Annotated in this window: 12 protein-coding genes; 3 read left to right on the top strand and 9 right to left on the bottom strand. The window is 54.8% G+C overall.

Features of this window, described 5'->3' with window-relative positions; genetic code table 11:
- Positions 1–161: 161 nt before the first annotated feature.
- The 6 genes from zomB to glf all read right to left on the bottom strand — a co-directional run bounded on the left by zomB (position 162) and on the right by glf (position 8,216).
- On the bottom strand, positions 162–2,081 hold the full coding sequence (zomB, locus tag C5Y44_RS07740) for a flagellar motor control protein ZomB (protein ID WP_105324416.1): 1,920 nt from the start codon (positions 2,079–2,081) through the stop codon (positions 162–164).
- Positions 2,082–2,227: 146 nt separating this feature from the next.
- Complete coding sequence (locus tag C5Y44_RS07735) at positions 2,228–3,235, bottom strand: decaprenyl-phosphate phosphoribosyltransferase (RefSeq protein ID WP_105324415.1); 1,008 nt, start codon at positions 3,233–3,235, stop codon at positions 2,228–2,230.
- Positions 3,232–3,756, bottom strand: a complete 525-nt coding sequence (locus tag C5Y44_RS07730) for a phosphatase PAP2 family protein (RefSeq protein ID WP_105324414.1) — start codon at positions 3,754–3,756, stop codon at positions 3,232–3,234. The genes C5Y44_RS07735 and C5Y44_RS07730 overlap by 4 nt, the downstream gene beginning before the upstream one ends.
- Positions 3,749–5,695, bottom strand: coding sequence for a glycosyltransferase (locus tag C5Y44_RS07725; protein WP_105324413.1), 1,947 nt, complete (start codon positions 5,693–5,695; stop codon positions 3,749–3,751). The genes C5Y44_RS07730 and C5Y44_RS07725 overlap by 8 nt, the downstream gene beginning before the upstream one ends.
- 207 nt (positions 5,696–5,902) lie before the next feature.
- On the bottom strand, positions 5,903–6,511 hold the full coding sequence (locus tag C5Y44_RS13370) for a three-helix bundle dimerization domain-containing protein (protein WP_199186008.1): 609 nt from the start codon (positions 6,509–6,511) through the stop codon (positions 5,903–5,905).
- Positions 6,512–7,007: 496 nt separating this feature from the next.
- Positions 7,008–8,216: a UDP-galactopyranose mutase gene (glf, locus tag C5Y44_RS07715; RefSeq protein WP_105324412.1), complete on the bottom strand. Its 1,209-nt coding sequence runs from the start codon at positions 8,214–8,216 to the stop codon at positions 7,008–7,010.
- Between the two features lie 154 nt (positions 8,217–8,370).
- Between glf and C5Y44_RS07710 the strand changes: the two genes are divergently transcribed.
- From C5Y44_RS07710 to C5Y44_RS13585, 3 genes are all read left to right on the top strand, one after another.
- Positions 8,371–10,593, top strand: a complete 2,223-nt coding sequence (locus tag C5Y44_RS07710) for an N-acetylmuramoyl-L-alanine amidase (RefSeq protein ID WP_233189911.1) — start codon at positions 8,371–8,373, stop codon at positions 10,591–10,593.
- Positions 10,594–10,757: 164 nt separating this feature from the next.
- Entirely contained in the window at positions 10,758–11,096 is a 339-nt protein-coding gene (locus C5Y44_RS07705) for an SdpI family protein (RefSeq protein ID WP_105324411.1), read from the top strand.
- Positions 11,097–11,116: 20 nt separating this feature from the next.
- A complete protein-coding gene (locus C5Y44_RS13585; RefSeq protein WP_105324410.1) occupies positions 11,117–11,332 on the top strand; it encodes a PLDc N-terminal domain-containing protein in 216 nt (71 codons plus the stop codon).
- Here C5Y44_RS13585 and glpK read toward each other — a convergent pair.
- Genes glpK through C5Y44_RS07685 form a run of 3 tightly spaced genes read right to left on the bottom strand, consistent with a single transcriptional unit; the run spans position 11,316 to position 14,601 of the window.
- Positions 11,316–12,815 carry a glycerol kinase GlpK gene (gene glpK, locus C5Y44_RS07695; protein WP_105324409.1) on the bottom strand — a complete coding sequence of 500 codons (1,500 nt, stop codon included), beginning with the start codon at positions 12,813–12,815 and terminating at the stop codon, positions 11,316–11,318. The two genes, C5Y44_RS13585 and glpK, sit on opposite strands and share 17 nt — an antisense overlap.
- Positions 12,815–13,639 carry an HAD family hydrolase gene (locus tag C5Y44_RS07690; RefSeq protein ID WP_105324408.1) on the bottom strand — a complete coding sequence of 275 codons (825 nt, stop codon included), beginning with the start codon at positions 13,637–13,639 and terminating at the stop codon, positions 12,815–12,817. Before C5Y44_RS07690 ends, glpK begins: the two co-directional genes overlap by 1 nt.
- A gap of 2 nt (positions 13,640–13,641) precedes the next feature.
- The gene (locus C5Y44_RS07685; protein ID WP_105324407.1) at positions 13,642–14,601 is read right to left on the bottom strand and encodes a 1-acyl-sn-glycerol-3-phosphate acyltransferase; all 960 of its coding nucleotides are present in this window, start codon (positions 14,599–14,601) and stop codon (positions 13,642–13,644) included.
- Positions 14,602–14,634 lie beyond the last annotated feature (33 nt).

Raw genomic sequence — 14,634 nt, 5'->3', positions numbered from 1 at the left:
CCTAATAACTTTTGCTACAACGTCCAAGTCGCAATTTTTATGTTCTTCACATCTATCGCTTAGAAAGCCCCAAGCGTTAACATCACGAAAGGATAACAGTTGACGTAAGCGTAACGCACATCAAGTGAAATTAGTAGTTTTTGAGAATTTACTGGCAAATTCTACCGCTCGGAGAAGTTTTCCGGCAGGTAATCGTAAGGATCGGAGGAAAGCTGCATCGTACGGCCATCGCCAAGCGAAAATGCGATATTGGCCAGAAAGCGCTTAACCGTCAGCGGGTCGCGGTAGGCGGCAAAGAGCTTCTGGAATTCCTCCGTCTCCAATGCCGCACGCGCTGCCTTCGCGTCATCTTTATCAATCCACTCCGGCAGTTGCTCGAGATCAACCGCTGAATCTGCGACCTGCCAGATGCGGTCCAAATTCTTATCGTGCCCCACACGCCCATCTTCAATGCGTGGCTGACGTGCAGCAATTGGAGTGGCAAGGCCGATATTGTCCAGGACGCGCACATTCAGTGGCGCATTCATCGACGACATACCCATGTTGACCAAGTACACGGTGGGCGGGTCGGTGCGGTTTTCATCGCGCGGGATGGGCTGCCAATCAAATTCTTCTGGCTCAGGCGTCTTCAGATAGCGCAGCATCATCGCATCGCCCGAATCTAGCGCTGCAATTCCATCGTCCCAGCCGTTAAGGAATGGGGATCCGTGGAAATCCTCTGCGTTCATGGGCGGGTGGCCTTGCTCGCGGCCGGTGGCATAAGTCCAAAATTCACGCTCATCAACGATGATGCGGCCGGTATCAAACTCAGACCAATCATTCGGCAGCCCGCGATAGGCAATAACTAGTGACCAAAGAGCAATCGCTGCGGTGATGACCGCGCCAATAATGATATTTCCAAAGAGATTCAGTGGAAGCACAAATACTGGCAGCAACAAAGCGAAGAGCGGCAGAAGGAACATGCGTCCGTGCATGAAGTCCCCGCCGACGCGCAGTACATAAATAATGTGCAATAGCGCGCAGCCGACCAGCACGATGACCGCAGCCTTTTCGGAGCGGGCGTGATCCATCCACGTCCACATTGCGCGGCGCTGTTTCTTATTATCTGTCGCAGATGCGTCCCGGTACCGGCGGCGCGAGGACAGAGCTTGAGCCCGCGCGGTGGCGAGATTCAATGGATGTCTTAGCGCGAAGGCACCGACGATGGCGAGCACCAAAACAGGCAACCACAGCCAGTAGGGGCCGATGAAATCGCCTAAGTAGTTAAAGCCCGAGCCCCACTGTGAATCACTGGCGGACTTTGCCACCGCGGTGTGCGGGGTGAGCAATCCGTAATAGCCCATGCGGAAGATTTCATAACCGCCGGGAACGGGCAAAGCTACTGCGAGGATTAAGAGCCACTTTTTCCAATTGCGGTGTGCAAGGAAAAGCACGATGCCCGCTACCCCGCCGTAGAGCGCAAGTTCGGGGCGTACCAGCCAGCTCAGCCCCGCCCAAAAGGCTAAAACGAGAGCGGAAAGGTCCAGGTTTTTGGTGCCATCCGTGTTTCCGGCCCACCACAACAGCAGCGCCCACAGCACCGCGAGGTAGAAAATGGACAGCCCCCACTCCAAACCGGAGGTAAAGAAGTCGCGGGCAGGCGGCAAGGAAATATAGACCAGCACGCCTGCGGGAATGACCGTCCACGTGGACCAGTGCACGGGCGTTGCAGCCGGGCCGCTTTCGGGTTTGTACAACCGGGCGGTAGCCCAGCAGCCGATGACAACGGCAAGCACGGAGAGCCCGAGCGCGCAATACAGTGCGACGACCGCTAATTCTTGGCGGGTAATGACGTGCACCAGCGTGATGATGTACTGCCACAGCGTAGAAGTATTAGCCTCCACGCGTTCACCAGCGTTAAAGACTGGGCCGTTGCCAGCAAGTAAGTTACGCACGGTGCGCAGCACGATGAGTCCATCGTCCGACATCCAGCGGCGCTGGAAACCGACGATGAATGCCACAACTCCGACGATCACAGCCGTACCGTAAGCCCACCAGGTGGACTGACGCTCTACTAAAGTACGGGTTGAGGCATGGTGCATGATTTTAGAGGTTACTCGGTGCCCACCCACCCGGGAAACTTAACACACAGGAGAATCACCATTGTCTCCCCCGAGACGCCAAAAGCACCCCACCAAAGGAAAATTCCTGATGAGGTGCTTTCGATTTCTGCTTATGTAAGTTGCGCTTAAGCGAACAGTGGGAAGATATAAACAGCCATGGCGATACATGCCAGCCACAGCAGTGCGAGGATCTGCAAGGTGCGATCTTCTAGCGCAATCTCATCCGGTGCGCCGCCGCGGCCGCGGTCCACATCGGCTGCGTAGCGCAGGATGGCGATGGTAAATGGCACCATGGAAATCTGGTACCAGACAGCCGCCCAGCCTTCAGTTTCATTAGCGAGCTGAAAGCCCCACAGCGAGTAGCTCATTACCACCGCGGTAGCCGAAAGGGTCCACACAAAGCGCAGGTAGGTCGGGGTATAGCCAGCCAAAGACTTGCGAATCTTAGCGCCGGTGCGCTCTGCCAGAAGAATCTCGGAGTAGCGCTTACCGGAAGCCATGAACAAAGAACCGAAGGCAGCGACCAGCAAGAACCACTGGGACAGTTCGATGCCTGCAGCAACACCGCCGGCCATCGTACGCAGCATAAAGCCGGACGAGACTAGGGCGATATCGATAACTGGCATGTGCTTCCAGCCGAAGCAGTAGCCCAGCTGCAGCGCGATGTAGACCGCAATGACCAGTGCCAGCTGCAAACCAGAAGTGGCCAAGAAGGACAGGCCGACCGCCGCGACGATGAGCACAACCGACATAGCATAGGCCAGGTTGACTGGCAGCACGCCCGCAGCGATTGGGCGGAAACGCTTGGTCGGGTGCGCACGGTCAGCATCGACGTCGCGCGCGTCATTGATTAAGTAGATCGACGAAGCGCCCAAGCAGAACACGACAAAGGCCAAGGCCACATCCAGCAAGGTGCGGGTATGGAAGAGCGCATCAGCACCGGCAGCTGCAGGGGCTGCCAGGACCAGAACGTTTTTTACCCACTGCTTAGGACGCAGCGCTTTGATCATGCCATCGGCAAGGTTCTTCGGTGGCTGGCGCTTGCGGGAGTCCTCGATACCCTGGGTATGTGGTTCAGGGTGGAAAAACTTCTGCTGGCCGTCACCTTCAAAGGTTTCAGGCTTCTCGGTCATGCAGTTTTCCTTTCATAACGAGTGATCGCTTCAGCGGTTGCCGCGCCCAATGCTGCTCCGAAAGCAGTATCGGTCGGATAATGCACACCGAGCACCATGCGTGAGAGCATCATGACTGGAATTCCGGCAAGTGGCGCGGAGGTTCCATAAAGGCGTGCGACAGCAACCAAAAAGGCAGTAGTCGAGGTCGAGTGTGAAGAAGGAAAGGACAATTTAGACGGTGTTCCTACTCCAACGCGCACGTAAGAATAATCTGGACGCTTGCGCCTGACAATTCGCTTGATGACAACAGAGGCAGCATGGGCGGTAAAAGCCGAGGCACCCACGGCAATCCACTGCCGGCGACGTTTTTTATCCAGGCTCCAGCCCAGCGCCGATAGACCCATCCATCCCAGAGCGTGTTCGCCCATGTGGCTTAGACCGCGTGCGGTGGGCAAAACCCCAGGTGCATCGAAAGCTATATTCTGGATGCTTTCGAGAATGTGGGATTCGGCCGTGCTCAACTTATTCGGGCTACTCAAAGATCTTCCTCCACGATTCACGCGAAGTTAGCTCCGGCAAGGCCTTGCGGTACTCAGTGCGCATCTCGTCGAAGTTGTCTTCAATATCATTTAGCAGCTCACGGGTTTGCTCCACTAGATCACGCGCCAAGTCACGGTCGCGTTTGCGGAAAGCCACTCCAGTGCCGCCGGCGGTGGAAACGGTCGCAGAATCGACGCGGGACAAGGTAAACCAGCGGGCCTCATCTGGGGTGAGGTTGAGCTGCGGTGCCTCGTGGTGACGTGGGTCTTCCTTCGACAACAGGTGCTTTAGGCCCTTGACTGCCCATGGAATCTTCTTGATCTTGGCCAAGCGTCCACCAATGTTTTGAGTTGGCACACCTGGTGCGCCAGTTGGTGCAGGCAGTTGGTCAGCAGAGTCAATGATGACAGCATCCGAGTAGTTAGAGCGCAGCTTAGCGATGCGCGGCAACGACGACTCCAGGATGTCAAAGAGTTGGTTAGGACCAGCCAAGAAGTCTTTCATGGCCTCAATTTGAATCGCCATGGTGGAGTATTCCATACACATGGTGTGCTTCAAGGTGGACTTGAAGATGGAACGGGTAATGCCCTTGGCATCACCATCGTGGTACAAGGCGGCGACAATCAAGCGATTGCGCAGGTGGAAGTAGGCCTGCCAGTCAATGGCATCGTCCTTGTCCGCCCACGCCATGTGCCAAATAGCGGCGCCTGGCCAGGTCACGGTTGGGAAACCATTGGCGGCAGCACGCAGGGAGTATTCGGTGTCATCCCACTTAATAAACAGCGGCAGCGGCTGGCCATTGGTCTCAGCAACGATGCGTGGGAATAGGCACATCCACCAGCCGTTGTATTCGACGTCGACGCGGCGGTGCAGCGCGCGGGAGTCATAGGAATTCGGATCCTTATGGCTTTGACCGTCGCCGATAGCTGAGAGTGGGTACTTGGCAAAGTCGTGATCGTAGACGGCATGCGGAGCAGCGCCCCACATGAAATCGCCACGGTTGACCTGCTCACCGGTGGTACGCAGCTGGCTGCGCTCCTGCAGGTTCAGCATCTGTCCACCGACGATGATGGGGCTAGCGGCATAACGTGCGGCTTGTACTGCGCGCAGGATGGAGTCCGGTTCAATCGCGATGTCATCATCCATGTACAAGATGAAGGGCGAATCGGTGTTTTCTAGCGCCTCAAACATGATGCGCGAGTAGCCGCCGGATCCGCCCAGGTTGCCCTGGCGGAATTCGCGGAAACGCTCCCCAAAGTGTGCAACTGCCTCGTCGTAGCCTGGCTCATCCGCTGGGTGCTGGTTGCCTTGGTCCGGCATAAGAACAAAGTCGATGATGCCATCAACCACGGGGTCTTCTGCCAGTGCCTGTAAGGCCGCGACGGCATCGGTTGGTCGGTTAAAGGTCGGAATACCTACTGCGACGCGCTTTTCAGATGGCTCGATGGTTGAGCCATCTGGCATGGTCTGTGGTCCAGGAGCAGAAGGAGCACACCATGCTGCCTGCGAGATGGTGGACTCGGACTCTGCGGTGACATCGAACCAGAGCCAGCCGCCGTCTTCGAAGTTCTTTAAGGCCAGTTCAAACTCGTGGTGGCCAGAACTGACCAAGTGGTTAGCCACGGAGATGCGCTGGCCATCCTGCTTGGAGCGGTAGATAGAGATATTTGCTTCTCCATCAATGTCTAAAGCCAAGATTATGGAGTCGAGCTGGGACCAGCGGCGCCAGTAGGATGCCGGGAAGGCATTGAAGTAAGTCTGGAATGAGACTTCTTCACCCGCCGGTACCGTTAGCGAGGTCCGGTCAGACCAGCGCAGGCGCTCGCGGTTTTGTTCCGCTTCGATGATGTACAGCATGCGAACATCGAAGGGTTCGCCCCGCTTGGGCAATAAAATGCGCTGAACGGCATTGTCAGAAACAGTGTTGTTTGCTGTCACGATGGTTTCAATTCTCCCATTTCACTACAGTCTTCAAACATTCACAGTACTGGTTACCACCGTGGCATACCTTGCTCAACGCGCATCGGGGGCGCTGTTAATCACCTGAGAACTCAAATACGAAAAAAGTGGCTGCGGTGACGGTGTTGTCATCGCAGCCCCTTTGTTTCAGGTTTTGCTTGTTCTAGTTCACTTCTATAAGCGAAACTAAGCGGAGAGTTTTACCTGCTCACTTAGAGGCGTGATGCCGAGCTTGTTGAGCATGTAGAGCACGCGAGCTTCCAAGTCATCAGCCAGTTCGCGGGTTTGCTCCATGTCTTGGGCATGTGCGATTGGCCAAATCTTGATGTCCTTGCCAGCTTCATCACGTGGGACGTCTGCGCCCAGGTAGATGATGTAGTCAGGCATGGTCACAGTACGAGCTTCGTGTACATGACGCTCGTCTGCGCTGAGTCCGCGCTCTCCCAGGACATATGCCAAATGTCCCTCCGAGTGGTTTTCAGGATGCGATACTGCGCCGTCGACGATAAGTGCGTCGCCAGCGTGCTTTTTGGTCAACGCGATAGCGGCCTTAACCAAGTCTGTGTTGAGACCCGCTGCGAAGCGGACGTGGTTGCGGTGCGCGCCGAAGTATTCCATTACTTCTCGCTCAACCAGAACAGCAATGTAGTCATCCAAAATGGCCTTGCTCTTATGCTTCGTGATGATTTCATCAAGCTTGGCGTTGATGGTCTTCGCATCATGAGCATGGCCATACGCCTCGTGCAAATCTTGACGAAGAGTTTCAAACCTTGACTCATTATTAACAATAAACATTTCTTCCCCCCACTCACTTTCTGGTATCTGGGTGTTAGGCAATTTAGCGTATCTAAATTCAACCTCTTGTTAACCTAACGTTAACTTTAGGTGAACCCGTGGGCGCTGTCAAATAGTTGGCGCAAACCAAGTACTTTTTCAGCCGCGAATGTGCGGAAATTCTCCCCCAAGAATCGAAGTAAAACCGCAGGCCACAGACTTGATCTGAAAAACCCTCGACCCATTTTGACTAAGTTGAGTCCATGTGCATCCCTTCTACCCCCGCCCACAGTGCAAAACATGCGGCCCGAAACTCTCAACGGAAGATTTAGGCCTGTCAGAGATAAAGGTCACAGACGATCTTCTGTGTGGCGACTTCGTTATCCCCCGTGGGATTTCCCTATGGAAAAATCCCACCCCCGTTAACAACAAATGCCTGACGCCACCCGTGGTTAATTCCCGGGCAGCATCAGGCAGTGTCGCCAAGCAGCTAGCTAAATGCTTATCTACTCAGCACTTAGTGACCGCGCTCTTGCTCTAGTGGTTTGCCTTCCGTAAAGAAAGGCTCAATCTTATTGTCAAACATCGATAATGCCGAGCCAATAGCCATATGCATATCCAAGTACTGATAAGTACCCAGGCGCCCACCGAAGAGCACGTTATTCTCACGCGCTTCCTGCGCAGCGAGTGCACGGTACTTCTTCAACATCTCGCGGTCTTCCGGGGTGTTGATTGGATAATAAGGCTCATCGCCCTTTTCTGCCGCGCGGGAGTATTCTTTCATAATGACGGTCTTATCCGCTGGATACTGCTTCTCGCGCTCAGGGTGGAAGTGGCGGAACTCGTGGATGCGGGTATAGGGAACATCGGCATCGTTGTAGTTCATCACTGAGGTGCCCTGGAAGTCACCGGTGTTGAGAACTTCCATGTCGAAGTCCAAGGTGCGCCAGCCCAAGTCGCCTTCTGAGAAATCAAAGTAGCGGTCCAGTGGGCCAGTGTAAACAACCGGCGCCTCAGGGGACGCAGCGCGCACCTGGTCACGAACCTCGAACCAATCGGTGTCGAGGGTGACATCGATAAGCTCTGATGCACACATATTTTCCAGCCACGCGGTATACCCATTAACTGGCAGACCTTCATAGGTGTCGCTGAAGTAGCGGTTATTAAAGGTATAGCGCACCGGCAAGCGGGTGATATTGCCCGCTGGTAAGTTCTTCGGATCGGTCTGCCACTGCTTGGCCGTGTAATCACGGATGAAGGCCTCATATAAAGGTCGGCCAATCAAAGAGATGGCTTTTTCTTCTAGGTTTTGCGCATCATCGACGTTGATTTCCGAAGACTGCTCCTTGATGAGCTCACGTGCTTCATCTGGGGAGTAGTACTTGCCAAAGAACTGGTTAATAAGGCCCAAGCCCATAGGGAATTGGTATGCGGTGCCATCATGCATAGCAAAAACGCGGTGCTGGTAGTCAGTGAATTCCGTGAATTGGGTGACATAGTCCCACACGCGCTTATTAGAGGTGTGGAAAAGGTGCGCTCCGTATTTGTGAACCTCGATGCCGGTTTCTGGCTCTGGCTCGGAGTAAGCGTTGCCGCCCAGATGGTTGCGGCGCTCGATTACCAAAACGCGCTTGCCCAGCTGGGTTGCAGCACGTTCTGCAACGGTCAGGCCGAAAAATCCGGAGCCGACGACGATGAGATCGTAAGTCTTATCAAGGTTGGTCATAAAAGACACCCTATTAGATCTACTCCGCAATGCAGCAATGGCGCGCAACGTAAAGCACATCTGAGACCAACACGCCACGCGTTTCAACCTGCGCCACACTATTCACACCTGTATCATTAGCTCCAGCTGTTTACTAATACCACTATGGTCACTTATGATGGCCTTCGAAAAGGCGCCGGCAACCGCCTTTTCGAACCCTGGCAGGACATCACTTGTTGAGGGCGAAGTAACTGATAGGGAGATTCCAGTGCAACAACGACGCCGACTCGTTCCCACGAAGTCCACGTGGGCTACCCCGGTGACCGCTACCTTGGCGGCTATCGCTGTAGCTACAGCTGCGGCATTCGGGGGCAACCAAATCCTTAATACGCAATCTGGTGGCTCCGGGCCTATCGATGCCACCTCTTCTTCTGCCAACTTTGGCGACGGCAACACCGTTGTCGTCGATGACCCAGCTATCGCTTCCCAAGGCGAAGGCTCAGGTCCTCGTGCGGTGAAAGAATTCCGCCAGGACGATCCTTTCTCCATGTTTGCGTTGACGTGGCAGGGCCACAAGGATGTCGCTGCCTTTGTCCGTGCTGAGCAAGCAGACGGTTCCTGGGGCGAATGGTTCAGCGCCGAGCCTATGGACGTAACCACTGAAGGCACCAACGGCACCGACCTCATCTTCGTTGGCGACACCAATGCCGTGCAGGTCTCCGTCGGCAATGTTGACCTGGGCATTCCTTCCGACCAAGAGGTCGAAGAAGAGCTCGATTCCAACGAAGACGCACCAGACGCGCCTGCCGATGAACCAGCTCCAGCGCCCGCTGAGGCGCAGGTCGAAGCACCAGCACAAGAAGAAGCCGCTTCCGATGAAGCAGAATCTGGGGAAACGGACGAAGGCGTAGCCGAGACTGCACAGCGTGTTGGCCAGCATGTATCTGCGGGTGTCGCTCCGAAGCCGAGTGATATTGGCAAGATTAAGCCCGTTGCTGACTCCGAAGAACTCCCTGCGGAGAGCGGTGCTGTCTCTGCATCCGAGCTCGAAGCTGTCTTTATTAACGGCAACGCTCAAGAAGACGGCATTGCCAATATGGCTGATACCGACGGCATGCCGCCGGTAGTCACCCGTGCTGGCTGGGGCGCCAATGAGGGCATACGCTGTTCCAACCCTGATTACACTGAGCCAACTAAGGCGCTAACCCTGCACCATACTGCTGGTAACAACAACTACACCCCAGCTGAGGCTGCCGCTCAGGTCCGTGGCATCTTCCAGTACCACGCGCAAAATCTTGGCTGGTGCGATATGGGCTACAACGTGCTGGTTGACAAGTACGGCACCATCTACGAAGGCCGCTACGGCGGACTTGAGCGTGGTGTCATGGGTGCTCACGTAGGTGGCTTTAACAGCAACACCTGGGGCATTTCCATGATTGGTAACTATGAAACTGCGCAACCTTCAGCAGAGATGCTCAATTCTGTTACTAGCATCGCTGCATGGAAGGCCGCCCAATCTGGATTTGATCCTTCCGGCACTGTGAGCTTGCGCTCCGGTGGTTTCAGCAATGCACGTTACGCAGCTGGAACTACTGCTACCGTACCTACCTTCCACGGTCACTCCGACCTGCACTACACCGCATGCCCGGGCGGATACGTCATCTCGCGCTGGGATGAAATCCGCAATGCCACAAAGACCAAGTACGACGCGATCTCGACAGGTGGCGCAATTAGCGAGCCATCGCCAGGCGATACCTCTGCTCCTGTCCTCGGTGATAATGGCGGCAATGCGGGCAACGAGCAGACCGGCACTAACGATCTAGCTGCCGTGCTGCCGGGGCTGTCATCGATAGCTGAGCGGGGCGCCAACCAGCAGGGCTCCTCTGATTTCAGCGATGAGGAAATCCAGGCTGTAACCGCGGTTGCCGCTGCGGTTGCGGGTCTTGCAATTACCGCTGGCGCAGTTACCCTGCCGGAATCCGGCGGTGAAGTCGCACCAGGTGTTAGCGCCGATGCTTTGCCTGGAATCATTTCCCAGGTACTAGCAATTGCCGGTAATGAAGAAGCAATCGCTGCTTTTGATTCCATCCTTAACATCTTTGGACCAATTTTGGGCGCGCCAGTGGGCGGTCCTGATTCCGAGAATGCACAGCTTGTTTACCAGCTCTTTAACAACGGCGTAGTGCTATCTTCCGAAGACACCGGTACTCACGCGCTGATTGGTGAATTCGCTCGTGCCTGGGCACAAGGTGACACTGCAGCACAGTTGGGTCTGCCTACGACTGACCAGTACGCTGTGGGCGGCGAAGCCGGCGGCACTTCCGTCCGCGTGGATTTCCAGGGCGGCTACATCACCTACGATCCAAACACCGCAACCGTGGATGTGCACACCAACTAGTCTTCGAGTGCCGCCATGCCGGCTGGTAGCACTTGAGTGAGAATCTCCCCCGCGGCGTCTAGCTTATGCACAGCTAGGCGCCGCTTTTACATGTCCAAAGTCGTTGAGTCGGCCAGTGGGCTAAGGTTTACTTCACTGGGGGATTTCAACCGAAGGGGAAATAGATGACTGTGTACTCCATAATTATGGCCGTAACTTTTCTTATTGCGGGATCAGGTTTGTTCTATGTAGCCAATAAAATGGCCCACGGGAAGTTGCCAATGAACTCCTGGATCGGGCTGCGTACACCGAAACTTATGGCCAACGACGAAGCGTGGATTCAGGGACACAAAGCTGCCTCTGGCTATCTGAAATTCAGCGGGATCGCCCTGTCTATCTTCGGTGTCCTTTGCCTCTTTCTCAATGAATCCTTCATTGGTTTTATAAGCATCCCTGTTGTTTTGGTGTTGCTCATCAGCACGGTGCTCGCAAATAATAAAGCCAACGCTGCGATCACTCAATAAGAAGCTTTGAGGCTGCTTCCATGATCACGTTATACGACGCGTTAACAACCACAGTTGCTTTGACGGCGATATTATTGCTGGTAGCGAGTGTTTATCTCATTTTCAAAGCAGAGATGCGGCCGACCGCTTCGGTTCTGTGGTTCTTGGTAGTGCTATTTCTACCCATCGCGGGGCCGCTGGCGTTAATCTTTTACTTGAAATTCTTCCCGCTGGTCAAAACTAGTCTTCCCAGTTGAAAGTGCGCTCGACTGCTTTGTTCCATTCGGCATAAAGTCGGTCGCGTTCTTTAGCGTCCATATTCGGGATCCAGCACTTATCCGTAGCTACTAGTTCTTCCAGTGACTTCAAATCTTCCCAGAAGCCCTGGCCAAGACCTGCAGCAAAGGCAGCACCCAGCGCCGTGGTTTCAATCTCCCGCGGACGAATGACTGCTGTATCTAAGAGGTCAGCTTGTAGCTGCATGAGCAGTTCATTGGCTACCATGCCGCCGTCGACATGCAGCGCGGTGAGCTCAATACGGGAATCTGCCTCCATCGCTTCAACAACTTCGCGGGTTTGAAAACACGTTGCCTCCAAGGCAGCACGGACAATATGCGTGCGGTCGGCAAAACGCGTCAAGCCGACGATTACACCACGGGCATCAGGGCGCCAGCGCGGGGCGAACAGGCCTGAGAATGCAGGGACAACATAGACTCCGCCGTTGTCTTTCGCTGCGATCTTTTCACTGGACGTGGCATTTGGAATGATTCCGAGCTGATCGCGCAGCCACTGAATGAGTGACCCGCCCACCGCGACTGAGCCTTCTAATGCGTAGACCGGCTTTTGCCCTTCGCACTGAAAAGCCACGGTAGTGAGCAATCCATTGTCCGACCAGCGCGGCTTTTCACCAGTATTAAGCAGCATAAATAAGCCTGTGCCGTAGGTGTTTTTAGCTTCACCCTCGTCAAAGGCCGCCTGGCCAAAGAGTGCGGCTTGCTGGTCGCCGAGCACACCAGTAATCGGGACTTTTGCCAAAGAACCCGCTGCACGCACATGACCGAAGCTGCCGATGCTGGGACGAATTTCCGGCAGTATCGACAGTGGCACGCCGACTTCCTTGCACAGCTCTTCATCCCACTGCAGGGTGCGAATATTCATGAGCAGGGTACGCGAAGCATTGGTGACATCGGTGAGGTGCAAAGCCTGGTTGCCCTGGTCCCCGCGGGCACCGCCGGTGAGATTCCACAGCAACCAAGTATCGATGGTGCCGGCGAGCAACTCGCCATTTTCGGCACGCTCACGTGCACCAACAACGTTGTCGAGGATCCACGCAATCTTCGGACCTGCGGGATAAGAGTTCGCTAAAATTCCAGTGCGGTCTAACCACTTATTATCCGGGTTGATGGCGTGTGAAGTGCGCGTATCTTGCCACACAATCGCGTTATAAATGGGTTTACCAGTAGCTTTATCCCACACCACGGCAGTTTCACGCTGATTGGTTATACCGAACGCCGCGAAGTCTTGGGGAGTTGCATCCACTTCCACCATCGCGGCAGACACTGCCCGCCGCGCGTTGTACCAAATCTCCGTGGCATCATGCTCAACCCAGCCCTGCCGCGGCATGATCTGCTCATGCTCAAACTGCGCGGAAGCACAAATACTTCCCTCATGGTTAACAATGACGCACCGAGTCGAGGTCGTGCCCTGGTCAAGTGCAGCAATAAAGCGTGGTGTTCCCATTAGAACCACCGTTCAAGAATATGCGCTACACCAGCTTCAGCATTAGATACCGTCACGATGTCGGCTGCGTCTTTCACCGCCTGCACAGCATTGTCCATGGCGACACCAACTCCAGCCCATTCGAGCATTTCGATGTCATTAGGCATATCCCCAAAGGTCATCACGTCTTTTCGGGCGATACCGTAGTGGCTCGCTAGAAACTCCACCCCGACTTCTTTTGAAATTCCTGGTGCGGCAACTTCCAACATGCCATCGGGGATAGAGAACGTGACATGCCCAATCTCTGGATCCACGTGGGGGTTGATCAAGTCGAAGAGTTCTTGGGATTGCATATCCGGATTTCGGATAATCAATTTCACCGCTGGTTGGGCCACAACGCCTTCAACAGGGGCCACCCCAAACCCTTCAAAAGGTGCATGCTCAGCGTAGATTTCATCGACTACATACAGCTCATCCAGCGGATCCTTGGCGGAAAGGCCTGCGCGCTCCACGGCAAATGACACATCCCCATGGCGTGCCATAATCTCTTGCACGGTGGAGACAATCTCATTCATAGCCGCAGAGTCCATTTCAATGGCGCGCAAAATCTGATCCTGGTCGGAGTCGTAGACCACCGCGCCATTAGAAGTCACGCACAAAGGACGCAACGGGATTTGCTCCAGCACGGGCTGAATCCAACGGTGTGGACGCCCCGTAGCCAGCGCGAATTTCGCGCCGTCTTCCACCGCGCGGGTAACCACGTCACGGTTGCGCGGAACTACTCGGTGATCGGGGTTTAGGAAGGTTCCATCAATATCCGAGGCAATAAACTTCGGAGCATCCATGGTTATTGCTGTTCCTTCCGCGCCCTACTAGCCATCTTCTTCAATTGTTTTTGTGCACGCTTGGCCAGCTTATCTTCTTGCTTGCGTGCGTCTTTAGTCGCTTTTTGCTCTGTCTCTTTGGCTTTTCGCGCCGCACGGGCAGCACGATCTGCCGCATCCATCCGGTTGGCTTCCTCCAACGAAGGCGCAGCACCATTCATGGACGCTGGACGCCAGGCAAGGCCGTCTTCGAAAGGGCCGTAGCGTTCATCGTAAAGCTGGCGTGCCTGCTCCAACATGGATTTCATGGCAAAGTACAACGCGTCAATATCTTTTTCGGCATCACCAGTGGTGGGGATTGCTTCTCCAACCATCATGATGATCGGAGTCTTCGAGCGCCCCAAGTTCTTTTCCCCACCCTTGGGGTAAATGCGCTGCGAGCCCCAGCACACCATCGGTAGCAACGGCGCATCAGCAGCATTTGCGATGCGCGCAGCCCCGTTTTTCATGTCCTTAATTTCAAAAGAACGCGAAATAGTAGCTTCAGGGAAAATGCCGACGAGGTTGCCCTCTTTGATGCTGTCCACCGCAACGCTTATCGATGAACCACCAGCAGACCTGTCCACAGGAATGTGCTTCATCTTTCTGCCTAGCCACTCGATGAAAGAGTTGCCGAAGATTTCCTTCTTCGCCATAAACCGCACCATGCGCTTGCCGCGCAAATACGCAGGTACACCACCTAAAATGAAGTCATAGTAGCTGGTGTGATTCATCGCTAAGACCGCGCCACCATCGGCGGGGATATTCTCCGCGCCCAACACGGTAATACGCAGCCCTTGTGCTTGCATGATGTTTCGCGCAAGCGAAATAATGCCCGCGTAGAGACGTTCTTTGTGCTCTTTGTGGGGTGGCAGACGGTCTAAGTCAACAGGCACCCAGAAAATGCGTTCGCGCAGTTCCAACGCGGTATTCGAATTAACCATGACGTTTCCTGTTTAGCTTTCTGTGTGCCCGGG

Origin of the sequence: Corynebacterium sp. J010B-136, from assembly GCF_002967075.1 — a bacterium.
Classification (GTDB): domain Bacteria; phylum Actinomycetota; class Actinomycetes; order Mycobacteriales; family Mycobacteriaceae; genus Corynebacterium.
This window is presented reverse-complemented; position numbering and strand designations above follow the sequence as displayed.